The organism is Empedobacter sp. R750 (assembly GCF_030324345.1).
GTDB lineage: Bacteria > Bacteroidota > Bacteroidia > Flavobacteriales > Weeksellaceae > Empedobacter > Empedobacter falsenii_C.
Genome location: NZ_JACAGF010000025.1, coordinates 1 through 26159, shown reverse-complemented (window position 1 = coordinate 26159; position 26159 = coordinate 1). Strand labels below are relative to the sequence as shown.

Annotated in this window: 27 protein-coding genes and 1 pseudogene; 12 read left to right on the top strand and 16 right to left on the bottom strand. The window is 29.3% G+C overall.

Annotated features, from left to right (window positions below):
* Window positions 1-122: 122 nt before the first annotated feature.
* From HXZ74_RS16290 to HXZ74_RS16265, 6 genes are all read left to right on the top strand, one after another.
* Window positions 123-449, top strand: a complete 327-nt coding sequence (locus tag HXZ74_RS16290) for a site-specific integrase (RefSeq protein ID WP_353619264.1) — start codon at window positions 123-125, stop codon at window positions 447-449.
* On the top strand, window positions 446-1246 hold the full coding sequence (locus HXZ74_RS16285) for a hypothetical protein (protein ID WP_286476350.1): 801 nt from the start codon (window positions 446-448) through the stop codon (window positions 1244-1246). The genes HXZ74_RS16290 and HXZ74_RS16285 overlap by 4 nt, the downstream gene beginning before the upstream one ends.
* Before the next feature lie 78 nt (window positions 1247-1324).
* Entirely contained in the window at window positions 1325-1603 is a 279-nt protein-coding gene (locus tag HXZ74_RS16280; protein ID WP_284583556.1) for a helix-turn-helix transcriptional regulator, read from the top strand.
* Between the two features lie 113 nt (window positions 1604-1716).
* Window positions 1717-2865, top strand: a complete 1149-nt coding sequence (locus HXZ74_RS16275) for a VapE domain-containing protein (protein WP_286476347.1) — start codon at window positions 1717-1719, stop codon at window positions 2863-2865.
* A 218-nt stretch (window positions 2866-3083) separates the two neighbouring features.
* Window positions 3084-3941, top strand: coding sequence for a DUF8464 domain-containing protein (locus tag HXZ74_RS16270; protein WP_286476346.1), 858 nt, complete (start codon window positions 3084-3086; stop codon window positions 3939-3941).
* 193 nt (window positions 3942-4134) lie between these two features.
* A complete protein-coding gene (locus HXZ74_RS16265) occupies window positions 4135-4671 on the top strand; it encodes a hypothetical protein (protein ID WP_286476344.1) in 537 nt (178 codons plus the stop codon).
* 7 nt (window positions 4672-4678) lie between these two features.
* Here HXZ74_RS16265 and HXZ74_RS16260 read toward each other — a convergent pair whose 3' ends face one another.
* Window positions 4679-5215 (bottom strand): hypothetical protein, encoded by a 537-nt coding sequence (locus HXZ74_RS16260; protein WP_286476343.1) that lies wholly within the window; start codon window positions 5213-5215, stop codon window positions 4679-4681.
* Between the two features lie 236 nt (window positions 5216-5451).
* Between HXZ74_RS16260 and HXZ74_RS16255 the strand changes: the two genes are divergently transcribed.
* From HXZ74_RS16255 to HXZ74_RS16245, 3 genes are read left to right on the top strand one after another with little or no spacing between them, the layout of a single operon-like run.
* A complete protein-coding gene (locus tag HXZ74_RS16255; protein WP_286476341.1) occupies window positions 5452-6036 on the top strand; it encodes an SOS response-associated peptidase in 585 nt (194 codons plus the stop codon).
* 55 nt (window positions 6037-6091) lie between these two features.
* Window positions 6092-7360, top strand: coding sequence for a Y-family DNA polymerase (locus HXZ74_RS16250; RefSeq protein WP_353619265.1), 1269 nt, complete (start codon window positions 6092-6094; stop codon window positions 7358-7360).
* Window positions 7361-7819 (top strand): LexA family protein, encoded by a 459-nt coding sequence (locus HXZ74_RS16245; RefSeq protein ID WP_286476340.1) that lies wholly within the window; start codon window positions 7361-7363, stop codon window positions 7817-7819. It abuts the gene before it with no gap.
* A gap of 85 nt (window positions 7820-7904) precedes the next feature.
* On the opposite strand, the gene HXZ74_RS16240 is transcribed toward HXZ74_RS16245, so the two are convergent.
* From HXZ74_RS16240 to HXZ74_RS16195, 10 genes are all read right to left on the bottom strand, one after another.
* Window positions 7905-8723: a DUF5694 domain-containing protein gene (locus HXZ74_RS16240; RefSeq protein WP_286476338.1), complete on the bottom strand. Its 819-nt coding sequence runs from the start codon at window positions 8721-8723 to the stop codon at window positions 7905-7907.
* A gap of 166 nt (window positions 8724-8889) precedes the next feature.
* Window positions 8890-9288, bottom strand: coding sequence for a hypothetical protein (locus HXZ74_RS16235; RefSeq protein ID WP_221854658.1), 399 nt, complete (start codon window positions 9286-9288; stop codon window positions 8890-8892).
* Window positions 9289-9299: 11 nt separating this feature from the next.
* Window positions 9300-12467 carry a type I restriction endonuclease subunit R gene (locus HXZ74_RS16230; protein WP_286476336.1) on the bottom strand — a complete coding sequence of 1056 codons (3168 nt, stop codon included), beginning with the start codon at window positions 12465-12467 and terminating at the stop codon, window positions 9300-9302.
* A gap of 1 nt (window position 12468) precedes the next feature.
* A complete protein-coding gene (locus HXZ74_RS16225) occupies window positions 12469-14838 on the bottom strand; it encodes a DUF262 domain-containing protein (protein WP_286476334.1) in 2370 nt (789 codons plus the stop codon).
* A 3-nt stretch (window positions 14839-14841) separates the two neighbouring features.
* Complete coding sequence (locus HXZ74_RS16220; RefSeq protein ID WP_286476332.1) at window positions 14842-16722, bottom strand: DUF262 domain-containing protein; 1881 nt, start codon at window positions 16720-16722, stop codon at window positions 14842-14844.
* Window positions 16723-16754: 32 nt separating this feature from the next.
* Entirely contained in the window at window positions 16755-17699 is a 945-nt protein-coding gene (locus HXZ74_RS16215) for a hypothetical protein (RefSeq protein ID WP_286476330.1), read from the bottom strand.
* Window positions 17700-17818: 119 nt separating this feature from the next.
* Window positions 17819-18235, bottom strand: a complete 417-nt coding sequence (locus HXZ74_RS16210; protein ID WP_286476328.1) for a hypothetical protein — start codon at window positions 18233-18235, stop codon at window positions 17819-17821.
* A 32-nt stretch (window positions 18236-18267) separates the two neighbouring features.
* The gene (locus HXZ74_RS16205) at window positions 18268-19449 is read right to left on the bottom strand and encodes a restriction endonuclease subunit S (RefSeq protein ID WP_286476327.1); all 1182 of its coding nucleotides are present in this window, start codon (window positions 19447-19449) and stop codon (window positions 18268-18270) included.
* Window positions 19446-21044 (bottom strand): type I restriction-modification system subunit M, encoded by a 1599-nt coding sequence (locus HXZ74_RS16200; RefSeq protein ID WP_286476325.1) that lies wholly within the window; start codon window positions 21042-21044, stop codon window positions 19446-19448. The genes HXZ74_RS16205 and HXZ74_RS16200 overlap by 4 nt, the downstream gene beginning before the upstream one ends.
* Before the next feature lie 100 nt (window positions 21045-21144).
* Complete coding sequence (locus HXZ74_RS16195; RefSeq protein WP_225541534.1) at window positions 21145-21354, bottom strand: hypothetical protein; 210 nt, start codon at window positions 21352-21354, stop codon at window positions 21145-21147.
* A 149-nt stretch (window positions 21355-21503) separates the two neighbouring features.
* Here HXZ74_RS16195 and HXZ74_RS16190 point away from each other — a divergent pair, with 149 nt between their 5' ends.
* Complete coding sequence (locus HXZ74_RS16190; protein WP_225541533.1) at window positions 21504-21923, top strand: hypothetical protein; 420 nt, start codon at window positions 21504-21506, stop codon at window positions 21921-21923.
* On the opposite strand, the gene ytxJ is transcribed toward HXZ74_RS16190, so the two are convergent.
* From ytxJ to HXZ74_RS16170, 4 genes are all read right to left on the bottom strand, one after another.
* Window positions 21912-22238 (bottom strand): bacillithiol system redox-active protein YtxJ, encoded by a 327-nt coding sequence (gene ytxJ / locus HXZ74_RS16185; protein WP_286476323.1) that lies wholly within the window; start codon window positions 22236-22238, stop codon window positions 21912-21914. The genes HXZ74_RS16190 and ytxJ overlap by 12 nt on opposite strands.
* 117 nt (window positions 22239-22355) lie before the next feature.
* A complete protein-coding gene (locus tag HXZ74_RS16180; RefSeq protein ID WP_286476321.1) occupies window positions 22356-23342 on the bottom strand; it encodes a type II toxin-antitoxin system HipA family toxin in 987 nt (328 codons plus the stop codon).
* A 1-nt stretch (window position 23343) separates the two neighbouring features.
* Window positions 23344-23664: a HipA N-terminal domain-containing protein gene (locus HXZ74_RS16175; protein WP_219035451.1), complete on the bottom strand. Its 321-nt coding sequence runs from the start codon at window positions 23662-23664 to the stop codon at window positions 23344-23346.
* Window positions 23661-23870: a helix-turn-helix transcriptional regulator gene (locus HXZ74_RS16170; RefSeq protein ID WP_286476319.1), complete on the bottom strand. Its 210-nt coding sequence runs from the start codon at window positions 23868-23870 to the stop codon at window positions 23661-23663. Before HXZ74_RS16170 ends, HXZ74_RS16175 begins: the two co-directional genes overlap by 4 nt.
* Window positions 23871-24309: 439 nt before the next feature.
* Here HXZ74_RS16170 and HXZ74_RS17200 point away from each other — a divergent pair, with 439 nt between their 5' ends.
* Together HXZ74_RS17200 and HXZ74_RS16165 are read left to right on the top strand one after the other, a co-directional pair.
* On the top strand, window positions 24310-24423 hold the full coding sequence (locus HXZ74_RS17200) for a DUF6088 family protein (RefSeq protein WP_225539242.1): 114 nt from the start codon (window positions 24310-24312) through the stop codon (window positions 24421-24423).
* A 144-nt stretch (window positions 24424-24567) separates the two neighbouring features.
* A complete protein-coding gene (locus HXZ74_RS16165; protein ID WP_286476317.1) occupies window positions 24568-25359 on the top strand; it encodes a Fic family protein in 792 nt (263 codons plus the stop codon).
* Window positions 25360-25563: 204 nt separating this feature from the next.
* Here the strand turns inward: HXZ74_RS16165 and HXZ74_RS17245 are convergent.
* Window positions 25564-25827 (bottom strand): annotated as a pseudogene (locus HXZ74_RS17245) (IS1/IS1595 family N-terminal zinc-binding domain-containing protein); the annotation flags it as partial.
* Window positions 25828-26159: the final 332 nt, after the last annotated feature.

Here is a 26159-nt window from a genome sequence, read left to right as displayed (position 1 = left end):
GAAGAATTTAATCAACAAAAAATTAGTTATAAAAATGTAGCTTAACTAATACTCCTATTTTTGTTTGCATATCCAATCATCGAATCTTTTTTACGCAACAAAAAACCGATGATTTAGAATATATGTATATCAGTAAACAAGCTCGTGAACTTTTAGGAGAACATAACTATGCTAATCCAAGAGTCTTTGTAAATTTAAACTATGGTACAGACACTAATACTGAAATATTACGATGGTGTATGAAAGCAGGAATTACTAAACATATTACTTTTCACTGCGCTAGACATACAGCTGCTACTCTATTATTAGAAGCTGGAGCAGATTTATATACTGTTATGAAAGTCTTAGGACATAAAGATATCCGAACAACACAGATTTACGCTAAAATCGTTGACAAAAGATTAAAAGAAGCTTCTAACTTATTACCAACTTTAAATTTAGAATTATGATAAAAATTATTCTATTGTCAGTAATTGCTGTTATAATTATTACAACTTTTATTATTTATTATAAATTTATCTTTGATAAAAAAATAAGAAATTTTATAGAAGAAGGTAAATTTCATTTTACTCAAAAAAATGAAAGAATTAAACTATTTCATTTTCTACTTTTTTTAATTACAAATTCTGTATTTATAATATTACTTATAAAGAATACTGGGTTGAATAAATTAGATATAATATTATTTTTGATAGTTAATATCTCATTTCTAATAGTTTCATGGTGGATTAATATTAAATTCCCAATAGAACATAATCAAATTAATATTGATGAAATTGGTAATTCAAAAATATTAAAAGCAACTCAGACAAACATACAACTAGAAAAACATTATAATATTTTAAATACTGAAAATAACGTTAAAACAAATCGGAATAGTAAAACTTCAAATAACTTAAAAGAAAAATGTAAAGTTATTTTTACTGACGAACAATTGAAAAAAATTTACAATTTCTTCGTTGACAATGACCTTTTAGCAGAAAATAATCTAGAATTAAAAGACTTCAAAGATTTATTTTTAAAAAAGCCTATTAGACTAAAAGCAGATGTACCTACATTAAGAGAATTCTACAACAATTTAAAAATCCAAAAAAATGTATCCTTCAATAAAATTAATGATGATTTCTTAATTTATTTCATAAACTCTAATGTTAATAATATATATGATTATAAACAGTTTGGAAATCATAAGAATACGATTTCAAAATTAAGTGATGAAATTATTGAACTCTTTAATAAATTTTAATGGTAAACCATTTTTTCCACTTTTTCCACTTTTCGGTTAGTGTAGTTTTACAGGTATAATCATAAAAACATTATACCAATGGACAATTTAATTTTAGAAAAATTATTAAGTATAGAAACATTATTACTTGATAAAAAGAAGGTATTAAACCCAGACGAATTAGCAAATTATACAGGCTATTCTAAATCGACAATTTACAAGATGGTACAAGGAAATATTATTCCCTATTCCAAACCTAATGGAAAGCATTTATTTTTTGATAAAGAAGAAATAGATGAATGGCTACTATCTAATAAGTCGAAAAGTAAACTTCAATTGCAAAATGAAGCCTCAAAGTATGCAAATAGTAGAAAATAGAAAAGTGATTATTCCCCAATAATCACTTCTAATATCATTAACAAAGCAAATGCTATGTTGTTTCAAATTCTGTGAAGCAAATATAAGGCATTTCATTTAAAATCAGAAACATTATGAATGAAAATGTTATGTCGAATTCTGTATTCGATAAGCTAGAGTATTTCCTTAATTCAAAATATCTTATAAGATTCAATAATATAAGTTTAACCTATGAATATACTTCAATCAATTCTCAAAATTGGGATGAATTGAATGTAGATAGGTTATTTATTGAAATTGAGAAAAATGGAATTAAAGTATCTTACGATAAACTATTAATTTATCTGAAAGCTAGTATTGATCATTATAATCCTATTGAATTTTATTTTCATAATTTACCAAATTGGGATGGTAAAGATTATATAGATGCTTTATGTTCAAAAATTGAATTAAACAATGATGTTAATTTTTTTAAACTTCAATTCAAGAAATTTTTGGTCAGAACAATTTTATGTGCTTGTGAAAAGAAAATAGTAAATAAAAATGCAATAATCTTCTATAGCCCAAAACAGAATATTGGTAAGACAAGTTTCATCAGATATCTCTGTCCTCCTACACTTCAAGATTATATCACTGAGAACATTAGTAATGATAAAGATTCTATCATTAAAGTTGCTACAAACCTAATAATCAACCTTGACGAAATGCAAAATTTTCTTTCTAATGATTTAGATTTTGTAAAATCACTCATTTCAAAAGAAATGATTAATGAACGACTTCCGTATGCTAAAAAATCTGAGCGAATCGTTAGAAGAGCAAGTTTCTTAGGTTCAACTAATAGAGCGCATATATTGAAAGATAATTCGAATGTTCGTTGGTTGGTTTTTGAAATTCAATCATTTGATTTTTCTTATAGTAAAATTGATATTAATAAAGTTTGGAGCCAAGCCTATCATTTAGCTTATAAAGACTACGATTTCAATCCATATCTTACTTCAGAAGAATTAAACTACAACGAAGAGAAAAACAAGCGATTTAGGGCATTTTCTAAAGAGGAAGAAGAATTACTATCATTTATTGAAGAAAGTGAGAATGAAAATGATTTTATAACAGCTACTGACCTTTGTTTTGGACTAAGAAAAGTTTATTTACATAAGAATCCTGTTTCATTAGGGAAAGTTTTAAACAATATTGGTTTTAAATCAAAACGAGTCGGTGTTGAACGTACGAAAATGTATCAAATAAAGTTCACAGATTATTATCAAAATTTTTTAAAAATCTAAAAACAACCTATTCAACCTATTCATCTTATTCAAACCCTCTATTAATAAGGGTTCATTTTGAGCAACTTTATTAAATTAACCTATTCCAACCTATTCATTTAAGAAAAAAGTGAATAAGAAGGAGAGGTTTGAGCAGGTTGAAAAACAGCTCTGTAACCATGATTAAAATTGACTTGAATAGGTTAGGTAGGTTAAAATTCAACTTTAAACTTTTTTTTATGAATATTAATGAAATAAATAGTCTTGATTTAGAACAAATATTGACAAAAACATATTTGTTAAAATCAATTAAAAAAACAGAAAAGTCAATATGGGTAATTTCACCATTTAGACCAAACGAATCTACTCCATCATTTCACATTTCGAAGATTTATAAATATGATATTTGGTTTGATCATGGAAACGGATTAGGAGGAAAAAATATTGATTTTTTTATATATTATTTGAAAACAGATGTAAAAGGAGTTTTAAAATATTTTAACGAGAACTCTTTTTCTTTTCAAAAGCAAAATGATTTTCAATTCAAAAAAAATCAAATAAAAAACGAATATAAAATTTTAAAATTGAAAGAAATTTCATCGTTTCCTTTAGTTCAATATTTAGAAGAAAGAAAATTGCCTTTGGAAATTGTTAATCGATATTGTAAAGAAATTCATTATAAACTAAATCAGAAAACATATTACGCAATTGCATTTCCGAACAATGAAAATGGATATGAAATTCGAAATAAATATGTCAAAATGTGTTTGGTTATAAAAGATATTACTTTGATAAAAAATAATCAAAATCAATTAAAACTTTTTGAAAGTTGGAGTGATTTTATTAGTTACCTTTTTTTATTTCCTACTGAAGAATTTAAAAATGACTTTTTGATTTTAAACTCAATTGCTTTACTCAGAAAAAATTTAGAATTGATTAATCAATATGAAAAAATTGAATCCTATTTAGATCATGATGACTCAGGAAAATCTGCTACATTTTTTTTAGAAACTGAATTAAAAACTAAAGTAAAAGATAATTCATCTTTTTATAAAAATTATAAAGATTTAAATGAATTCATAATTTTTGAAAAATAGCCAAAAATTAGAATTTTTAGTAAAATTAGGAAATAGCAAGAAGTAATCGGGGAGAACCGATTTGAATCATATATTTCCTTAATTTTCAGTTTATTATAAAACAAAAGTAGTATTTGCAAATGCTTTAAAATACTACTTTACAATATAACACATTAAATATCAATAGTATTAACAATGTTAACAAAGTAGTAAAATGAAAAATAAGTTAGTTACTTTTAAATTAGATGAATCAATAAGAGACCATGCTATTAAGATGAAAAGGTTATATGATTATCCAACTTATGATGATCTTTTTCAAGATATTTTTAAGTTTTTTATTGACAACGAAACTTCTCCAAGAGATGCAAATATTTCTTTGCACAGACAAATTTTTGAACTCAAAAGAACAATATCAAAAATTCATTGTGAGTTTATAAATAAACGATTAAATCCTACACTTTTTGAAATAAAAACTCAATACATTAACACCAATAAAACGATGATTGAGATGATTAATCAAACTAATTCTAATACACATAAAGTTATAGAAATTCCAGAAAATTTAAGTGTTGTTCCTCAAAAAGAAGCTCCTCAAAATAATATTAATTTTGAAGATATAAAATCTAAAATATTTGAGTTAGATAAAATAAAAAAGAGCAAATTTAACGGAGAAAAAAATGTTGTAGAAATTGATTTAGTTGAATACAATCGATTAATGGATCAGTTAAAATTAAAACTAAATAATTTTTAAAATCGTGTTAAAGAAAATTAGAATACTCAACTGATTTATTCAAAAAGTATTCTAATTTTTTATCATATTCTTCTTTATAAATATGATCATTTTCTATGAGAACATCATAAATATCTTGAAAATAAAAGTAGAAAAACATATTAATTCTATAATCTTGTTTATTGTAATTTAAGAAATTTTCAAAGTCTTTAAATGTATAAGGAACCAACGAATCGAAATTTAGAGAATTACGAATTAATAAATATTCTGTAATCGTCATTAATTTAGGAGATTTTACAATCAAATATATAATTGCTGTTTTGATTGAAGTGTTATCAATTAATAAAAATTCATTGATTTTATAAAGTAGATATTGGTTATTAACTCCAATATCATTGGTTTTTTGATACAGTTTTACTTCGTTTACAAAATCAGGATTGAGTTTAATATAATTTAGTTTTTCTAAAGATTGATCTTTTTCTTCAAACAAAATACGATTGAAAATAAGATGAATAACTTGTAAAGGACTTTTACCTTGTTCAGATAATTTTTGTAAATATTCCATAAATAAAGATGGCGTGAAACTAAATACAATCCGTACAAGAGGTACTCGGATACCTTACAACCAGAAAGACTCAGCCCACGCCAATATATGGCACAGGCGTAAGCCTATCGAGTATTTGGTTGTAAAAGAAGATTCCGAGTTTTCTTGTACCAATAAACGATAGCTTACGCGTACGTAATTACTATTTTAATGATGTAAAGATAGAAAATGATTACCTTTATTCCAAAGTAGATGCTATGTGTTTTCATGTAAAAGTTACCAAAACAAAAGAACAGATTGAAAAGAAATCGAGATTAAAATTCAAACCCGAGGTAACATTTACGCCAAATCCTCATTTCAAAGGTTTTGATCATCCGAAATTACCTGTGATTACCAATCAACAAGATTTTATTCATTTGTTGGAATGGGGTTTAGTTCCTCATTGGGCTGGAAATGATTTTAATTCGAATAATACACTAAACGCACGAATTGAAACTATTGATGAAAAACCATCTTTTCGAGATGCTTACACCAATCGTTGTGTGATATTGGTTGATGGTTTTTATGAATGGCGACACGAAGGCAAAGATAAAATCAAATATGATATCGGAATCAACAACAATTTGATGTGTTTAGCAGGATTGTATTCAGATGATACGTTTACGATTGTTACGACTGAAGCTGTCGGCATTATGGATTATATCCACAATACTAAACATCGTATGCCAGTAGTCCTAAATGATGGTGAAAATTTAATGAATTGGCTTAATTGTAAACCTATTGTACCATTTACAGATTTCAGCTATCAACGGGAAGATGGACAAGTGAGTTTATTTGAATAATATTTAACACTTTTCCGCGACACCTTGTAGCGTTTTATTTGCTCAACTTTGTAACATGATGTATGCTTTAGTTGACTGCAATAATTTTTATGCCTCGTGCGAACGAGTTTTTAATCCAACGCTGAATGGAAAGCCTGTTGTAGTACTTTCTAACAACGATGGTTGTGTAATTGCACGTTCTAATGAAGCAAAAGATTTAGGGATTCCGATGGGTGCACCAGCATTTGAGTACGAACAAAACTTCAGATTAAATAAAATTAATGTTTTCTCTTCAAACTATGCCTTATATGCAGATATGAGTAATCGTGTGATGACTATTCTGAAATCCTATTGCCCTGATATAGAAATTTATTCAATTGATGAATCTTTTCTTCTTTTCAAAGGCTTTGATAACTATGATTTGGTAAAGTACGCCCAAGAAATTAAACAAAAAATATATACCATTACCAAAATCCCTGTTTGTATTGGTATCGCTCCAACTAAGGCTTTAGCTAAAGTGGCGAATCGAATAGCAAAGAAATTTCCGAAACATCATAATGGTGTTTATATGATTGATTCGAAAGAGAAAATGGACAAAGCCTTAAAATGGTTAAAATGTGAGGATATTTGGGGAATTGGGCGACGTTTAGCTAAACGTTTAGCTTTTGTTGGTTGTAAAAATGCCTATGATTTCACTTTGCTTGAAGATGAATACATCAAACGAAATTTCTCCATCGTAGAATTGCGTTTGAAAAAGGAATTATTAGGCGAAAGCGTCTTAAAATTAGATGAAGTTCAACGCAAAAAATCAATTGCGACTACTCGTAGTTTTGAGAAAACAATCAATGATTATGAAAATCTGAAAGAGCGTGTTTCTACATTTGCTGTTTCTTGTGCCGAAAAGCTTAGAAAAGAACAATCAAAATGCAACATTATTACTGTTTTTGTGATGACCAATCGTTTTGATGAAAAACAATCATTTGTTTCAAATTCTTTAAGTACAACCTTAGATTTTGATTCGAATTCGAGCATTATTTTGTCCAAATCTGCTTTATTTTTATTGGATAAATTGGTGCCTGCAGAAGGAAAAGTTCCTGATTATAAAAAAGCAGGCGTTATTGTTTCGGCTATTACGCCCGATAATCAAGCACAAATGAATTTATTTCACGAAGATTCTCCAAAACATAAAGCGTTGATGAGTGTGATGGATCAATTAAATGCAAATTATGGCGATCATATGCTAAAATTAGCTTCGCAAGATGTGCGTAGAAAATGGAAAATGAAGCAAGAACGTTTGTCACCTTGCTACACAACAAGATTTACAGATATTTTAAATGTTTATTAAATGGTACATTTTATTCAAGTTCCGAAATTCTCAGAAGAGTTAATCAATATCCCTATCAAAACAGATGGCGAAAAACGATTTGTTCAATTTTTTGGTGATGTTTCGGCAGGTTTCCCCTCTCCTGCTGCTGATTTTGTACAAAATAATATTAGTTTGGATGAAATTTTACTGAATCATCCCGAAGCAACTTATCTTAATCGTGTTGGTGGCGAAAGTATGTATCCTGAATACCTAAAAGGTGATTTACTTATCATTCGTTCGGATATCGAACCCAGACATCATGATGATATTGTGGTATCAGTCAACAATTCCGAATACACGTTCAAACGTTATGATGCCATCAACAAACAACTGATTTCTCTTAATCCGAAATACAAAAATTGCATTCAATTACAAGATGAAGATGTGGTCATTATTTTGGGAGTTGTAACTGATTTGGTGAGGAATAAGAGGAAATGAGATGACTTGATCTTAGATTAGTTTTATTCGTAATTTCAACTATTTTAATTTGAGAATTATATATAAAATGAATATATCTGTTGCTTTACTTTTTATCAAAATATTCAATTAACTGATAATTTCCATCATAATATTTTTCTAATAATTCTTTTAAATAATATTTATGCTGTGCACCAGTCAATACTACTATTGATTTACCTTTATTTTCATAAACTGTTTTAATAATATTAGATGCCATAGTATTATTTCTCAAGTCCCAGAATTTACACCATAATTGAAATCCTTCTCTATAAGATATTTTTTCTCCATTTGGTTTAGTTACAAACCGTTCTGAAATTATTTTTTCTGAGTTAGTTATTTTTGGTAATTCATGATGCTGTAGATGTTGTCTATATTTATTAAAAACTTCAAATTCGATACTATTTAAAGTCTTTATATCAGATTTAAAATATTTAATTAAAACCTTATTTGCTTCGTTGTATTTCTTATAAATTTCAGAATTTACATCGCTTAATAAGTTTTTATGATATAAACTATCGATTAGATTAATTGTTAGATCATCAGTAGGTGTCATTCCATTATTTTTCCTGTAGGAATTTCTACCTTCAAATTCAAAAGACAAGTTTACTGTCTTAGGATTTTTTTTTATGTAATTAAGCGATGCATTTCTTTCATTAGAATTTGGATCCAAATCATCAAAATAAATAGCCATGTTATGACTATCACTTTCTTGTAATAATATTTCAGGTTTTATTTCATCTAATATTTTAAGAAGTGTTTCTGGCGTCAAAATAGTTGATGAGCTATGTACAGTTCCAATAATATATATTTTTGATTTTTCTATATTTTGCGCGAAAGAGAAGTTTAAAATAATGAAAAATAGTATTGTCAATGAGTATTTCATTTATGCAATTGATTAAAGCTAAGTTTCAAAAGTAAAAAATAATGATTGATAAATAAAAAAGAATTTCTACAGCAAATAAGGTTTTTCTAAAAGGAAAAAAACTCTATTAAAAAAACATGAGCCGATTAAGCGTGCTAATCGGCTCATGTTTTATAATTTATAGGAATTAGTAAACCTTTACCTCTCCTCCATTTTTTTCTTCATAACAACTTGCCCAAGTAAAATAATCATACTCAATTTCTGACCAACTATTGTCTTCAAATTCAAAACCATAGTTTAAGTTTACTTGATTCAATTCAAGCGAAACGTGTAACCGATCTTTGTCTTCAAAATCAATTGATTTATCAAACAGTGTGTTATCGTTTAGTTTTTTGAGCACAAGGTCAACCAAATTGTTTGGATTATACTTTTTCAACATATCATCTAACATTATTTCGCCAACAATTACAACGTTTAACGCTTCATTGAAACGATACAAAACCCAGTATTTTTTTAATGATTGAACTTGATCGATTTTAAAATCAGAACAGGTACAAAACGTGACATCAGAATAAACTTGACACATAAATTTAAGTTTTAAAAATTAGAGTATGAATACACATGCTGATACACCTCTAAGCTTCGCAAACTTACATCTTCATCTGTATACTTTTCTTCAGGTAGCCACAAAAGTTTATCATAGATAGTTGTTTTTACACTTGATCTTATTTCACGACTTTCTTTCCAATTTGGGATATCAAGCTTTTCTTTTTGAAGTATTTCTAGTGTTTCTTTTGCTACTTTCTTAACCGTTTCCTTCTCTTCATCTGTAAGCTTTTTTCCTTTTATCAAAAGATCAAAAATAGATAATGTCGGCTGATCTAAATTTTCTTGAAATGCACGTTTATCCTCAGCTGAAAGGTCCTGATAAAATTCCATTAATTGATCAAAACTACGTTTAACTTCAATTTCAGTTTTACCATTATTATATTCCTCAACAATTTCTTTGTAACGTTCGTAAAACTCTAAACGCAATGGATTCTCACGAAGCATTTGTTCTAATTTTTGCTCCACTGCTTTATTCAAATCGTAAACCAACTCATTTTTACGTGGTAGTTTTTCAAAAGCTTTTTTAAGCGCTTCAATATTGAATTTCGACAAATCAATATATACATCAGCAGGTTCAGACACTGCATCTATTGATACACTTTCATTCACTACTTCTTGCAAGCGCATAATGACCTCTGTGACATCGGCTGATTTTACTTTCTGATTCAGTTTATTATATAAAGCATCAATCGCATTGTATTCTTTCACAAATTGCTTTGCCTGTTTTTCAGGGAATAAAGCTTTGTACTTTCTAAACACATTACGAGCTGAAATTTCAAACTTAGCTCTTGTCTCGTCATTACGACAAATTGCATTTGCCCCATTATTAATGGCTGCTATTTTTGACATCGAATTTGCTTCTATTAATGTTTGAATATCAAAATTGAGTTCTAAAAGCATACTAACAACTTCATCAATTGCTTGTTTGATCTCATTACCCATAGCTTCTAATTGTTCAAAAGGCTTTTCTTCTTTATCACCAGATTTATTCCCCTTATCACCTTCTCCATAGATAGCATAAGCCTTCTCTAATTGCTGGTAAACATTACCATAATCGACGATCAAACCATTTTCCTTCTCATCATCATATACACGATTGGCACGAGCGATGGTTTGCATCAAAGTATGTCCTTTAATTGGTTTGTCTAAATAAACCGTAGAGACACAAGGTGCATCAAATCCCGTAATCCACATGGCGCAAACAATAGCTAAACGGAAAGGATTCTCTTCATCTTTAAATTCCTTTTCTAAATTTCGTTCTACCATTTTGCGACGGTGACTTTCGATATCCAAATTCATTTTCTTGAATTTATCTACCTCATTTTGCTCCGAGCTTACGACCACGCAAACTTCAGTTTCACTTACTTGTTTGTATTTACGTTGAAGTTCTTGTTCTTCTTGAATATCTTCTGCTTTATCTATTCGAGATTTCAACTCCAATAGATAATCAGGCCAATACTCCATTACGTAATCATACATTCGCACAGCAGTAGGTTTGTCTAAAGCTACAAACATAGCTTTACCTTGATAACCACGTTCATTAAAATGCCACACTAAATCTTTGGCAATGGCACGAAGACGTGATTCTGAGGTAAGAATAGGATATTCTTTTTTGAACAGATAAGCTAATTTCTTTTGTTGATCTTCATCTAAATCTTCATTCTCTAGAATTTCAGCCATTTGCTCATCCAAAGCAGGATTTTCGATATTCAAGCGTTCTCCTTTATTCAGATATTTTAATGGAAGCGTCGCTTCATCTTCTATTGCGCGTTTGAAATCATAAACGGACACATATTCTCCAAATATATTCTTGGTTACCTCTTCTTCATCTTTAATAATTGGCGTTCCAGTAAATCCAAGATATGACGCATTTGGTAAACCATAAAAACGCATATTTCGAGCATATTTACCACCTTGAGTACGGTGGGCTTCATCCGAAATTACAATAATATTTTTACGATCGGTGATCAATGGATATTCGGTTTCCTTTTCCGGATCTATCGAGAATTTATGAATCAAAGAGAAAACATAACGATGATTCTCGCTCAACAATTCACGTAAATGTTCACGTCCTGAAATACCACTCTTCTTTCCTGCTATTATATTCTTATTATTGACAATGCCTACTCCAGAGAATGTATCATATGCTTGGTTCTCAAGCTCGGTACGATCAACAACTATTAAAAAAGTATAGGATCCACCAAATTTTCGATGTATTTTCTCACACAAGAAAACCATAGAATAGGTTTTCCCTGAACCTTGTGTATGCCAATAAACCCCTAATTTACCTTCTAAATCTTCGATGTTTTCGACATTATCCAATACACGATTCACTCCAATAAACTGGTGATTCTTCGCCATTAGTTTGACGACATTACCACTGCTTTCATCAAAAAGTAAGAAGTTCTCGAAAATATCCATCAAGTGCTGTTTAGAACAAACTCCTCTCAGCATGGTATCCAAGCTCACCACACCTTCAGCTTCCTCTGTAATACGTTTCCAGTCCAAAAAGTATTTGTATGGACTCGTTACCGTTCCTACTTTAGCGTCAGTTCCATTAGAAAGGATCACAAAAGCATTGTGGTGAAACAAATGTGGAATGGTGTCTTTATAATCCTTGAAATTATCATCATAAGCCGAACGCAAATCCACCGCATGTGATTTGAGTTCTATAAAAACTAAGGGAATTCCATTTACAAAACCAACAACATCTGGTCTACGGTTGTGTAATTCGCCCGTAACTTCCAACTGACGAACGGCTATGAAATCATTATTTTCATAGTCGTTGAAATCAAAAACTCGTAAGGTTTTCTTCTGTGCTTTGCCTTCAGAATTCATGAATGAAACTTCAACTCCATTTTTCAAGAGCTGATATTTCGCTTTGTTATGTTGTGCAATAGTTTGGCCAGCTATCCTCTGCCCGATCTTCTCAATCGCACGTTTGTAAGCCAAATCGGGTAAATCGGGATTATATCGCTTTAAAGCAGCCAATAAATGACGCTCTAAAATTACTTCTGTTTTATTATCACGCCCCAACAAACCTTCCTCACCAAAGGATTCATTTTGCCAAGCCGTTACCACTTGCCAACCCAGCTCTTTCAGTACATCTTCTGTAGCTTGTTCTATCAATTGATCTTCTGAGTATTCGTAGGACATGTTAATTGGTTTTTAGGTTTAATATCTTAATATTTTCTACTATTTTTTGATAAACACTATTCAAATCTTCGTTATTGTCTAAAGATTCATATTCAAACTCTTGACATTCTATCCAGTAATCTTCTTCTTTATTTGAATCCTTTAATTGTAAATTATGACCACTCCATATACCAACATCAATAAAATCATTCTCATAGAATTTTATGGTAATATGCACACCATTATCTTGTCTCTTTTCACAATCAATCATTTTTCCTTTGTAAAAAGTGGTTTCTCCACAGTTTGCATTACATTCAAAATCTAGCTCCGTTACAACCTTATTAATTAATTCATTTCTTAAATTATCGATCAACACTCTATCGTTTGAAGATCGATATCTATTAATATAGAGATGATTAGAATAGTACCATAAAACATCTAAACCACTCTTTTGGAACCATTTATGAAATTCATTATCATAGTATAAACTGTTATGCAAATGAGAATAATCTTCAATACTTGACTTTTTATTTATTGAAAAAACAAGATGTTGATTAACTTCATTTATGTCTTTGTAACTAAAAAGACTTGAAATAATATTCTGAATAACAATATATTCCTTTCTTCTTAATAATAACTGCCAGTAATCGTAATCGTCCCTATAATAAATGGCAGTGATTTGATCAAGCGTTTCAAATTGAGAGATGACATATCTAAACAATACATGATTTTGATTTTCAACCGCATTCAAACCTCCTTCTTTACTGAATAAACTATTAGCAATCGTCCTATTGTGCTTCAAATCTTCAATGTTTCGCACTTCTTTTAGTATGAAATTAATATTTCCTTGAAACAATTCATGTTTTTCAGTTTTAACAATTTCATTATACCTTTCTTCTTGCTCATTTTCATGGCCTAGAATAAAAATTGCCTTATTTTTTTCTTCGATTAATTGATTTTGTAAAAAATTATCTTTTAAATTATTAATAACATCATCTAAAGAATTATCTACTAAGTTGTCTAAAATATTAGTAGAATAACTACTCATACTATCTATAACCCTAATTACATTTAACATCACTAGTATACTTCTAATGTCGGGGTCAACTATAATATTCCAAACTACTCTAATCCATTCTTTAAATCGACGCTCACTAAAATCGCTATTTAATAAATATTTATATATTGAATGAAACAGTATTCTATTTATTTGACTTATTTCTAAATCGTCTACAAACCAATTAAAATCTGATTTCCAAGAAGGAGCAAGATTTCTTTTTAATATATCTTTAAATTCAATAAGCTTATCTAAAAATATTTCTAATCGAAGAACGATATCAAAATCAAATAATTTATCATAATTATTCCAGTCATTATATATATTACTTTGAGATGAATACAAGAAGTTAAAACTAACGGTATCTTCTACTTTTGATTCATTCTTTATTATAAATTCACTTAGAAGAAAGTTGTTTATAAATTTCAGGAAGTATGTATCTAATTGAGATGAATCTATTTCTGAACTACTAGAGTTTTCAATAGACTTCTCCCAAAAATAATCAGACCATGCATTATCCAATTTTGAAGCAATTTTAAGATAATAAGGCATGCTTTTTTGCTTAAAATTGACAGATTCATTAAATTTATTATATTCCCTGTTTTTTTCTGATTTCATCCAATTGATAAAATCTGCCTTAAAATTTTCAAAATGAGATAGCTGTTTTCCTCTGTCATTCATCTTAATATATAATTCATCAGAAAGATTAAATCCATCTAACGGCAATACATAAAATTTTAAATTAGATAATCTATTGAAATATTTTTCGTCAGTTTTAATTAGCTTCGTATACGTGTCGTGAATTTTCCCTAACATCTCCAGCATAGCAATCACAGTAGGATCACTTTTAAACTCTTCATGAAACCAATATGAATTTACTATATAATCCTTTGGGTTCCCCGTAAAATGTATAGTGCATATTTTTTGACAGAATAAAGTAGAGCTAGTGCGTGTTTCATAAGAAAATCGTTTAAGATTATTCAATACATCTTCTCTAGCGTTGCCATGTAACTCTGTGTTTGCAATGTACCAATTCAATAAATAAAGAGTTGTCAATCGTTGTTGACCATCAAGTGGTTGAAAATAATTGAGATTATTTAACTTTGATATGGAACCATAAATAAAATCAAGCTCTAATATTTCATTCTTTGATAATGCATTAAAAAGTGATGTAATAAATCTGTTCCTAATGATTTCTTCATTTTTTCTACCTTGAGCATAATCACGTTGAATTAATGGTATAGAGATACCATCAAAACTATAATTTTTTATTTCTCCGTTATATTCGAACTCCACTTCCCCAAAAAGCAAGTCTTGTAAAGTATAGTTTTTCATGATTTAAAATTTAGGTAAAAATGAATTAAGCGTTTTTTGCATTTCAACTCGATAACTAATAATATCATCAATAGACCAAACTGATTTATTAATTCTATTTTCGTCGTAATATTTTAAGAATACATTTCGGGTAATTATAGGAACAAAAAGCCCAGATTTTTCCTTTTTAATTATTTTCTTTCTTTTGGTAACAAATAATGCATTTCCATAACCTCTGTTGGTGTTTGCATCTAATAATGTCAAATTGCCAATATCGTTTTTAAATTCATCAGGAATGTTATCATCTCCCGCCTTTGAAACAACTTTTTCTTTCAAATCTTCAAATAAGATATTTTTACCTTCTTTTTTAATAAAACTCGTAATATCTTCGTAGTAATCTTCCTTTTCTATATCTAAAACATCCTCTAAGGCATTTTTAAGCCACACTATTTGATCATTTACTTTATTTAAAGGATTATCATTATATGAACTAATATGTTCAATATCCCAAGTTGTATTCAAATTGTTCGCATCTTTCATATTACTAAACTGAAAAAATGGAAACTTATAAATAAGATTATTCTTTATACATTGCTGAACAATTGTTTCAATATTAAATAACAGTAAAAAATTAAAAACTTTACCGTCTTTATAATCTAATTTTATAGGTTTAACTAAATTATTATCCTTATAATTCTGTTCAAATTCAGCAATATCACCTTCAAAGTTTAAATATTGTATTGAATTAAATTCAAGACTTATATGATCAACCAATTCCTTAGTAAAATCATCTTTTTTACGTATTTCTTCTTTCTTAGATAGTTTGTAAATATCATACAAACTATTTCCTGTGTAAATTAGATAACCTATATAATGATACCATGTTGGGTTACTATACCAATCTAATAAGGTATTATACAGTTTATATATATCGTCCCATAATTTAGCAATGGTACTAAATTCTTTCATTGCTTCAACTTGTAGGTTATAATACCTAAATACAGGATTTTTTTCCTTTTTTAATAATTCTCGAAGATTATCATCTTCATCAATAGCTTTCATGTACAAAACTTCCAATAATAGCTCTATCCTCGCATCAAAATCTTTATTACTAATAAAAGTCCAAAACTCCTCTTTTTGTAATTGACGTTCAATACTATCCCATTGATGCGCTATTTCTCTTTGTTTTATTTTAGCCAACTCATCATTTCCAAATAAATTACTTTGTAAAAACAATGCCTTAACCAACTCTGCACTATTTAATGGAATTTTTCCTAGATTGATGCGAATAAAAGTATCTATTGGATTTACTTTTTCATCCTTTAACTCATACCAAATTACTTGTACAATACCTTCTTCTTTCTGATTGGTAGAGTTATATATTAGAGTTCTATTAATTGAATCAAACAAATCATCTTCCATCAAACCATCTTTACTAACCTTTATTTTAAACCACTCATCAATGTATTGGTAAGCTTTTGTGATATGATAATAATCAATATTAACTTTTGAGAAATTTTCAATAGTATTATTGAAAATTTCACTTAATTCTGGTCTAGTTTCATATTTAATTTCAAATATTGATTTTCCGTACCGTTGTTCGAATGAACGACCTACTAAAAATCTATTACTGAAATAAGTAAGTAAAATTTTTATACTTGTTAATCGTTGTTGTCCGTCAATAACCTCATAATTATAGTTTGTTTCGTTATACTTTACAATAATCGGTTGCAAACAATAAAACTCCTTATCAGCTTTATTCTTTTTGATAGCAAAAGAGTAAATATCATTTAATAAGTCATTTATTTGAGAGCTATCCCAACGATATCCTCTTTGATAAGCCGGAACAAAAAAACGTTCACCTAATAATTCACTTATTGATTTAAGTTTTATTATGTTATTCATAATTTATAGTCTTCTTATTGGTTGGTGTTAGCTTATTTTTTCCCTTTACTTGTATTTAATTTTCTATCCATTAATCTTAATTCTGTTTTACCAATGATTGAATTTAATTCGTTTTCTAAATCATTAATATTTATTTCAAGAAGAATATTTTCTAAACCATTTTCCTTTTTATATAAGGCAAGTGTTGGTCTATTTATAACTTCAGTTGAAGATTTTTTTAAAATTTCAGTTAATCTACTAAAAGTCGGTAATTTATCTTTTAATTCTAGCATTATACCATGTTGAGAAATAACATGATCTATTGATATATCGCTTAATTTATCGATTGTAAAAGGTTTGGAATTGCCATTTTCAGTTGGCGTATATATTTCGATCTCTTTATTCGTCTGGTTAACAACAACTTTATTGTTACTAATTTTTAATTCTAAAATATCTTTAAATAAGATTTCGTTTTGTTTTGAATCGTACATCTTGATAGAATTAATCATTTTTTCTAATATATGATCAAAAGCTTTTCTTTTATCATTTTTATAGAATAGCTGTTTAATTAAACTAATAGGGAAATATATATCATTGTAAAAACGATCTTGAGTAATCAATCGAAACACGAAATTTTTAAACAAATCTTCTTGTACATACACTTGATCTAAACTTGTATCTACTATCAGTGGAAGATTGACAGCTGTACCCTCTACATAAGTAGAAGTGTCATTTACAAACTCTCCATAAGCACGTAAACCTGATAAATAATTTTGTATTGTTTTTATAGATTTCTCATATTTTTGAGCAGTATCTTTTCTTGATAACACATCAATTACCTCTTCAACTGCATTTACATCTTGAACTTGTGACATATTCAATTCAAGGCACAATAAAGCATTACGCACGTAAGAATCATAGCTTATAGCACTTTCGTTAGATGTAATATTATTAGCTATTAACCAATTTATGAAGTTATCATTCTTTTCAATTTTCATAATTTAAAGTTTTTTTATAGTAGTTTAGTTTTAGTTAGTCATTCATCACACCTCTATCATCCCCATCATCAAGCGTGGCAACAAAATATCCCGTGCCTCGCGTAAACGTTGGTTTTGGTTTAAAAAGATTTATTCCATGGTGGTAAACAGCCGTAGACTTCAAAGTATCGTTGTAATAACAATCCCTCAACATAACCTGGTAAATCATTATGTTCATCATCCACGGTAACAAACCAATAAATATCCAAAGCTTCAATGTTTTCTTCCTCTATTTTATTCAAGAAATAGTATTCTCTTCGAATACCATCCTGTTTATTATTTAATCTCTTATTCAATAATTGATCTTTGAATTGACCATTTTGTAACATAGAACCAGATTTTCCTATGTAAACCAATTCCACTTTACCTTTAGCTAATTTTAGGATATAGTAAACTCCTGGTAGATTAGGAACATCTTTACTTTTATTTCTAAGGTTGTCATTTTTCTCGAAGAAAAAATGCCCGTTTGTTTTGTATTTTTCTAATTCTGTAAACATTTTTTTATAGTAGTTTAGTTTTAGTTTATTTTCTACACCTCAATCATCCCCATCATCAAGCGTGGCAACAAAATATCTCGTGCCTCGCGTAAACGTTGGTTTTGGTTAGATAAATTAATTTTCTGATTCATTAAATTTTGAAAAAATGACAAATCAATGTTAGGTAAAACAATTTCTATCTCATCAAGATGCTTTTTTCCTAAATGAGCTACGGTTGCCCCATCTATTGAATTTTGGTAATAATTAATTGGAGCCCTTAAAGCCTCTAACAAATACCCTTGATTTGAGTAATCAACAGCAACTAATCGACAAACTCGTTGCACCAGATACCCCTTATTTCCTGTCCAAAAATTCAAATAAAACTCTCCATCCATTCCAATAAGTATATCACCATTATTCACAATGTACTTATCATCAACTATTTCAGTAGTATAATCAGATGTTTCTGATTTTGGAATATTTCTAATTCTAATAATTGGTGTACCTTTAGATTCAGAATTAAAGTCATTTGCTTTAAAAGGATAACCAAAAGTTATTTTTGCAATATCCCCCAACTTCACCTTCTCCCAACCCTCCGGCAAGCCCGTTTCGGGATTGATGGTTGCGGATTGTTGCCCAGGAAAACGCATACGCACAAACCACTCTTCGTAGGTTTGCTGTGCCATTTCTTCCAAAATTTTGATGCGCTTGAGGTTGTTCTCAATCAAATCATCATAAACCGATAAAATTTCACCAATCCTTTGTTGAACGTTTTTATCTATCGGAACTTTAATTTTTATATTAGAGAAAGACGATTTTGAAACATTTTCTCTACCAGACGCAGTTCCAGAATCAAAAGTCTTTAATTGAGATAAGTTGAACTTCAAAACATAATAGACAAATTCTTCATCGAAATTATCATTAGGTATTACAGCATTCATTGCTTGATTAATAAATAAATCACAATGCGCCTTAGTCATCTTCTTACCAATACTACCAATAGTTACAACACAAGTTGATCCTTTAGGAATAAGGCTTTTAATGTATTTTTTAAATCCTAATTCTGAATAGCATTCATCTGGATGATATGTATATTTCTCACCTTCAGAAACATCTGTTGGTTTTACAAATAAAGTATGTTTTCCATAATACTCAGGATTTTTTCTTGGAGGTGTATTACCTGTTACAACCTGTCCAAGATCGCCTATTGTAACCTCTTTCCAACCCTTTCTCATAATTTCACCGCTTGAATTTGGTTCATCAATTGGTTGGCTTCTTCGTTCAAAGTGGCTAATTCGCTGTGGAGCGCTTGCATACGGCTTTGGTAATCAAAATCCATATCAATGTCTATATTCACCCCTACATAACGTCCTGGCGTAAGGCTGTAATCTTGTTCCACCACTTCGTCTAGCGTCACAATTTTGCACAATCCTTCGATATCACGATAGGTTCCATCCGGGAAATGCTCGTTAAACCAAGCATTATCGGCAGCTACTTCCGGCTTTTCGCCTCTGTAAAGCGCCATAATTGCAGTAAGACCTTCTAATTGCTCTTCCGAGAAATCGTTAATCGTCGTCGTTACTTTTCGGTACACATTACGTGCATCGATCATTAAGATGTTCTTTTTATTTTCAGGACGTTTCCCCTTATCAAAAAACCAAACGTGGCAAGGCAACGAACGCGTATAAAAAAAGTTGTTCCCGATAGAAACGATACAATCTACATTGCCGGTTTTCACCAATTCTTCACGAATACGTTTTTCGGCATTTCCGGCATCCGTCGCCGAAGACGCCATTACAAATCCTGCACGTCCGGTATCATTCAGGTAACTCATAAAGTACTGAATCCATAAGTAATTTCCGTTACCAATGCTTCCTTTTCCTGTTAAAGGCGCACCAAAAGGCAAACGTTTATCTTCTGCCAGAAACTTGTTTTTCGCATCTACTTTGTCCACGTTAAACGGTGGATTTGCCATTACGAAATCACACTTTTCATACAACTCATGTGGATCCGAATAAAAGGAATTGTTGTTAGCAATTTTCCCTTCAATGCCGTGTATCGCTAAGTTCATCTTCGCCAATTTCGTGGTATTCGATTTGTACTCGGTACCGTACACCGTAATGGCTTCGTTTACTTTTTTATTGAGATGATCTTTGATAAAATGTGCCGTTTGCACAAACATACCTCCCGACCCACAAGCAGGATCATGGATAATACCATGATTCGGTTGAATGAAATTGACAATCAACTGTACCAAAGACGGTGGCGTAAAGAATTCGCCTCCTTCTTGTGCACCTGCACCCATCATCGAGAGTTTCATTAGGAAATATTCGTACACACGCCCAAATACATCGCCTTTGGCATTGCGCACCGAATCACTATTGAAAATACGAATTAGATTTGCCAGTAGATTGCTATCCGTATCATCTTCGGGCGTTAAATCGTGGAAGTTTTTCGGAAGAATACCTGCTAAATCTTCGTATTCTGCCTCGATCAATTTCATCGCATCGTTCACTGCTTCGGCTAAATCTTCCGATTCGGGCAAAGCCGCTAAATACGAATATTGCGCTTTCTCGGGCAAATACATCGCACCCATCGCCGCATAATCGTCTTTGGTGGCTTCTCTTCGTTGTTTGGTGCGTGGATTAATCGGAAGGGTTTCTGCTAATTGTGCTCTGGCTTCTATGAATTTATTCTCCGCAAATCGCAATAAAATCAATCCCAACAGAGGGTCTTTGTATTCACCAGCAGTCAGTTTCGAATTCGCACGCAATTCGTCTGCTGCTTCCCATAATTCTATTTCGAGTTGTTTGATATGTTGTTGTGTCATTTTCTAAAAAATTGCTGTAAATTACTAATAAAGTACCAATAAACATCTAACAAATCTCATAAAAATAGAAACCTCATAAGATTTATTGATTTTTAAAAATCTACTCCTTCGGAATCTCCACGAACACAGCACCAATATATTCTTCTTTATACCCTTTTACTGTCATCATGTGTATAAATGGAAGTAAATCCAACTCAATTGAACTTCCATTAAAAGTTTCTTCTTTCAAATCTAAATTACCATTATAACTCAGGGTTTCTTTCACTTTTTTTAATTGTTCATCAGACAATTCAATTGTAATTATAGGCATATTTTCTTGTTTTTAATTTATATTACAAAGGTCATAAACCATCCCGCCAAAACAAGTCTTTTAGATATTTTTATAATTATTTTTTAGACTATCGTAATCTGATAGTTGTGTAGTCATAGGTTTGCTTCATAATTTTAAAATAGAAGATTATGAAATTAAAAGTTCATTATGAAGTCGAAACACTATTCGATCAAGAAACAAAAGAAGTAACAATTAATTCATTTTATAATGATGATCCGATTGTTGCTCGCGAAGAAGCTTTTTCGTTTTTAAGAAATTATATCAATGTTCTGAAAGAAGAAAATCAAGTAGAAGTTGAAACTAAATATTCGGGACCACGAAATCATGCCCAATTTAGATTTGATAGTCGTACCAAAAATTTCGATGATAATTTGAGTACATATTTTGTAAGTCATTTAGTGTTTAAAGACTCAAAGTTAAATAAGGGGTTAAAGATATATGTTGTCGTAGATGAAACTTTTTATACAGGTGAAGATTTTATTGATGAACACGAACGTAATTTAGTTTTCCTGTTAGGAAATCAAACCGAAGATTCTTTAATCGAATAAATCTAATTGTTTCTGAATTTCTTCATTTTTTATTTTACGATGTGATGCATTGTACACACATTTTCCATCTTTTATAATTAGGATTTGCGGTGATTCGTGCTGAACATTGTATCGTCGTTCAATCTCATTAGAGAGTGTTCTATACGTTAATAAATCTAAATAATTCAGTTCAAAATCGCTTTCTTTTACAATATCCCAAATAATATCACATAATCCACAAGTTGTACTGTGTTTATAAATAATTTTTGGTTGATTAAAAGATGCTTGATCAATTTGATCTAAATGATCTAAAGTTATAATATCTATTTTTTTCATTTTTGATTCTATTATTTCGCTTATAAAATTACGTTGAAAAGAAGGAATAACCTATTCCATTTTGCTTATAGGATAAATTATAAAAAATGTGCTAAGGAAATCTCCTTGTTCATTTTTTCAATCTATAACTATTCTCAGTTTCTTCAATCGACGCTGATAACTTTGCAAATAATTACGTTTTAATTTTTCTGATAAATACGATTTACCAATTAAATCTACCACTTGATCTTCCTTAGAAGATAGATTTTGAATGACTTTTATGATTGATTTTTCTGTCATTTTTGCATTCTCACCTAACAAAAATAATTGGTCTATTATTTTTCCTTTTGAAATTGATTTAGGTAATAATCCCTCTTTTAATGCAAAATCTGAATCGTCAATATGAATTTTAGTATTTAATAAATCATAAGCTGGACTTAATTTAAAATCGCCTTGTTGAGTTTCGATTAATGAAAAATTCTTTAAATGAGCATCTCCATTGGAAAACAGATAATTGAATACGATTAATGTATATAGCTTAGGCGCTTCTATTTTCCAAGCAGGTACATATTTTTTTAAAGCATCAAATAACTCCAAATAATTCCCCTCATATTTATATTGTTCTCCATCTGTCGCAGGTGATTTCCCTAATAAAGAAGCGAAATCCTCTACTGCTAATTTTTCACCATTTTCATTGTAATCAAAACGCTTCGTAAGATAAGCTGGACTTCCATCTTCAAAAAAAACTAATACATTTTCTGCTGTTTCAATTTTAAAAATTTGTTTAGCGATTTGCATCGTTAAATGTTCATTTGCTGGTGCAAATTCACTATTTTTAGGTAAATCAGATATCGGTTTCAGAATATATAGACCACTTTCAATTTCATTCGTTAATCGTAATTCATTACCATCAAGAATTAAAGAATATTTCTCTTGAAATCCTGAAATAGAAATATGTGTTTGATTTTGGTTAAAACTACTTTTATCCTTACGATCAGTTGGCGAAGTATAATTTAAAATTGGATCGACTTTTTTTCCATTAAACATCTTCTTTACTACAGTAGAACTGTAGGTATTAAAATTTTCTTTTAAAGAACCTGGGCAATTATTTAATTCTATTTTCATTTTACATTCTTTCTATTGTTACTGCACCTACTGTATCTACTTTCGATGCTTGTAATAATATTCCAAAAGCATCATCTTCATCAATCTTATATGTTTTACAAATCATTCGTTTATTTACACCTTCAGGTAATAGATGATAGAAAAAAGGAAATAATGATTCTGATTCGAATTCAATTTGATTTTTAGGCAATGTTAAACTGACTGATGGTTTAGAATCATCTGATAACCAATTTTCATTATAGATAAAATGAAAGCGACCATTATCCAATTGCGTTAGAACTCCTGCCCTTTCTCCTTTATATAAAATTTGAGCAATTCTCATGATTCAATTGTTTTAACCTCTAATTTAATTTCTAATCCTAAGGCATCACATAATTTTTGTAATGTTTCTAAGGTGGGATTACCTTTTCCACTTTCAAATTGTTTTAATGTTCGTAAACCTACACCCGAAATATCTGCTAATGATTCTTGTGTAATATCTAAAACTTTACGACGTTCTTTTATCTGTTCGATTAATAATAGTGTCATATAATGCACTTTTAATGTAAATTTAGAAAGAAATTAGATATAAAACAAGAAAAGTGCAATAAATTGCACTTTCTAAAGAGTGTTGCTCGTTTTTAGTCTAAAAGCATATAAATAGTGCAATATATTGCACTTAACAAATCTTAATTTGAAAACAGAGCTAAATAATGGGGATGTTAGATGGATTTGAAAAAGCTAACCCAAGCTATATTTGTAAACTTATAAACTTTAAAAAGACAGTGCATTTTTAAAGAAGTAGGTCAAAAAAACGTGAAAGATGAATTTGGGCGAAAGTTACAAGATATAGAATTACTATAATTATATATAATGTCACAAAAATCAACAAAATTTGTTACAATTATTACAGTATAAATATGACAGAAACATCTAAAAATCAAATAGAAACAAAAATTTCAAAATCTCCTTTTGGCGAAATATTTTTTTGGATGACTTTATTGATTATAGTTCTTCTGATAATGTTCGTAAAGTATTATTGTACTTAGAACTAGAAAAAAAAGGAAAACGTTTAACTCAAGGTATTTATCTTAAGTTCTGATAAAAATTCTTTTGACATTGCACAATTCTATTATATCTTTGCTTAGCGCTTCATCCTCTATCTAGAATGAGGAATTGTTTTTAGAATACATATTCCACAATCCTTTTAATTTTTTATAAAAAGTCAAGATAAGCTCAATTAAAAATGGAATCCTTAATAAAAAAATATAAAGAACTTGGAATAGATAGAACAATCGATCATGATAAGTTTAATCTAATTTCTGTTGTTTATCATTCAACAGTATTGGAGGGATCAACTTTAACTGAAATTGAAGCTTCAGTTTTAATTAATGATGGTTTAACTCCTAAAGGAAAGTCTTTAGAACATTCTTTAATGGTAACAGATCATTATAAAGCTTTAGTTCACATACTTGAACAAGCTAATAATAAGACACCTATTTCTATAGAATTAATTAAAAATATTGGAGCATTTGTTTTAAAAAATACTGGATCAGTCTACGAAACCATTCTTGGAACTGTTGATGCTAGTAAAGGAGAATTTAGAAAAGGAAATGTAATGGCTGGAAATACTTATTTTCGTAATTATGATAAAGTCGAAAGGTTGATGAATGATTTAGTCATTAATATTCAAAATAAAATGAATACAATTCAAACCATAGAAGATCAATTAAATTTATCTTTTGACGCTCATTTTAATATGGTGTCAATTCATCCTTTTTATGATGGAAATGGAAGAAGCTCGAGATTATTAATGAATTACATTCAACAATATTACAACCTTCCTCTAGCAATCGTTAATTCAGAATCTAAAGTAGATTATATCGAGGCTTTAATTGAAACTAGAGAAAAAAATGACATATCTATTTTCAGAAATTTTATGAGACAAGAATACTCTTCTCAATTGAAAAAAGAGATTGAAAAATTTGAAAAAATAACTAAACCTAATAAGGGACTTGATTTTAAATTTTTATTTTAATTTATTTTCTTCATACAAATATTAAAGACGAAAAGGTTATTCAAAAGCAATTGAAATATGCACCTGTTTGGATTCAAAAACAAATTATTTATATCATTAAAGAGCAAAACAAATCAAGAATTATTTAACCAATAATATTAAATTGTAATAAATAAGACTGATTCTTTTATCGGATATTACTAATATTTCGTTAAAATATGAATACTTTTTGTACACCATGGTTGTTGAGATTTTTAAATAACGAGCTGTACTTCTTATACCCAAACCTTCTTTTGTCAGCTGAACAATATTGTAATTTATTGTTGTGAGATAAGCATTGTAACTATAAATTTCAACTCTTGTTTTTTGACAATTTTTACATTTATAACGTTGGTTTCCATTCCTCGTTTTACCATATTTTATTAATTTATCAGAATAATTGGAACAGATTTTTGTTTGATAATCAATGGTAAAAGTTGATTTTGTCATATATTGTTAGTGATAAATTGTGTTAAAATTGTCTACCAACTCATCTGATACACCGATGTCGCGGATTTGCAATCCGTGACTTTATCTATACAATTCTACTGTTGTTATGGTTATAAAATATACACTGCTACTATCGGTTGCTTTGTATTTTGTTGACATACTACACTTTTATTTCAATGAACTTATTGTATTTAATGCACGGATTGCAAATCCGCGCGATCGGGTTTGCAAATCCAATTCATATAAATTGCTCAATGGATATGCAAACAAAAATAGGAGTATTAGTTAAGCTACATTTTTATAACTAATTTTTTGTTGATTAAATTCTTCAA

Coding starts and splice junctions, on each gene's coding strand:
- HXZ74_RS16290 (WP_353619264.1), top strand. CDS start 123: ATGTATATCAGTAAACAAGCTCGTGAACTTTTAGGAGAACATAACTAT.
- HXZ74_RS16270 (WP_286476346.1), top strand. CDS start 3,084: ATGAATATTAATGAAATAAATAGTCTTGATTTAGAACAAATATTGACA.
- HXZ74_RS16255 (WP_286476341.1), top strand. CDS start 5,452: ATGTGTTTTCATGTAAAAGTTACCAAAACAAAAGAACAGATTGAAAAG.
- HXZ74_RS16200 (WP_286476325.1), bottom strand. CDS start 21,044: ATGACACAACAACATATCAAACAACTCGAAATAGAATTATGGGAAGCA.
- HXZ74_RS16240 (WP_286476338.1), bottom strand. CDS start 8,723: ATGAAATACTCATTGACAATACTATTTTTCATTATTTTAAACTTCTCT.
- HXZ74_RS16250 (WP_353619265.1), top strand. CDS start 6,092: ATGATGTATGCTTTAGTTGACTGCAATAATTTTTATGCCTCGTGCGAA.
- HXZ74_RS16210 (WP_286476328.1), bottom strand. CDS start 18,235: ATGTTTACAGAATTAGAAAAATACAAAACAAACGGGCATTTTTTCTTC.
- HXZ74_RS16230 (WP_286476336.1), bottom strand. CDS start 12,467: ATGTCCTACGAATACTCAGAAGATCAATTGATAGAACAAGCTACAGAA.
- HXZ74_RS16280 (WP_284583556.1), top strand. CDS start 1,325: ATGGACAATTTAATTTTAGAAAAATTATTAAGTATAGAAACATTATTA.
- HXZ74_RS16225 (WP_286476334.1), bottom strand. CDS start 14,838: ATGAAAAACTATACTTTACAAGACTTGCTTTTTGGGGAAGTGGAGTTC.
- HXZ74_RS16175 (WP_219035451.1), bottom strand. CDS start 23,664: ATGAGAATTGCTCAAATTTTATATAAAGGAGAAAGGGCAGGAGTTCTA.
- HXZ74_RS16195 (WP_225541534.1), bottom strand. CDS start 21,354: ATGCCTATAATTACAATTGAATTGTCTGATGAACAATTAAAAAAAGTG.
- HXZ74_RS16275 (WP_286476347.1), top strand. CDS start 1,717: ATGAATGAAAATGTTATGTCGAATTCTGTATTCGATAAGCTAGAGTAT.
- HXZ74_RS16180 (WP_286476321.1), bottom strand. CDS start 23,342: ATGAAAATAGAATTAAATAATTGCCCAGGTTCTTTAAAAGAAAATTTT.
- HXZ74_RS16205 (WP_286476327.1), bottom strand. CDS start 19,449: ATGAGAAAGGGTTGGAAAGAGGTTACAATAGGCGATCTTGGACAGGTT.
- HXZ74_RS16285 (WP_286476350.1), top strand. CDS start 446: ATGATAAAAATTATTCTATTGTCAGTAATTGCTGTTATAATTATTACA.
- HXZ74_RS16235 (WP_221854658.1), bottom strand. CDS start 9,288: ATGTGTCAAGTTTATTCTGATGTCACGTTTTGTACCTGTTCTGATTTT.
- HXZ74_RS16265 (WP_286476344.1), top strand. CDS start 4,135: ATGAAAAATAAGTTAGTTACTTTTAAATTAGATGAATCAATAAGAGAC.
- HXZ74_RS16245 (WP_286476340.1), top strand. CDS start 7,361: ATGGTACATTTTATTCAAGTTCCGAAATTCTCAGAAGAGTTAATCAAT.
- HXZ74_RS16190 (WP_225541533.1), top strand. CDS start 21,504: ATGAAATTAAAAGTTCATTATGAAGTCGAAACACTATTCGATCAAGAA.
- HXZ74_RS16260 (WP_286476343.1), bottom strand. CDS start 5,215: ATGGAATATTTACAAAAATTATCTGAACAAGGTAAAAGTCCTTTACAA.
- HXZ74_RS16220 (WP_286476332.1), bottom strand. CDS start 16,722: ATGAATAACATAATAAAACTTAAATCAATAAGTGAATTATTAGGTGAA.
- HXZ74_RS16170 (WP_286476319.1), bottom strand. CDS start 23,870: ATGACACTATTATTAATCGAACAGATAAAAGAACGTCGTAAAGTTTTA.
- HXZ74_RS16215 (WP_286476330.1), bottom strand. CDS start 17,699: ATGAAAATTGAAAAGAATGATAACTTCATAAATTGGTTAATAGCTAAT.
- HXZ74_RS16165 (WP_286476317.1), top strand. CDS start 24,568: ATGGAATCCTTAATAAAAAAATATAAAGAACTTGGAATAGATAGAACA.
- ytxJ (WP_286476323.1), bottom strand. CDS start 22,238: ATGAAAAAAATAGATATTATAACTTTAGATCATTTAGATCAAATTGAT.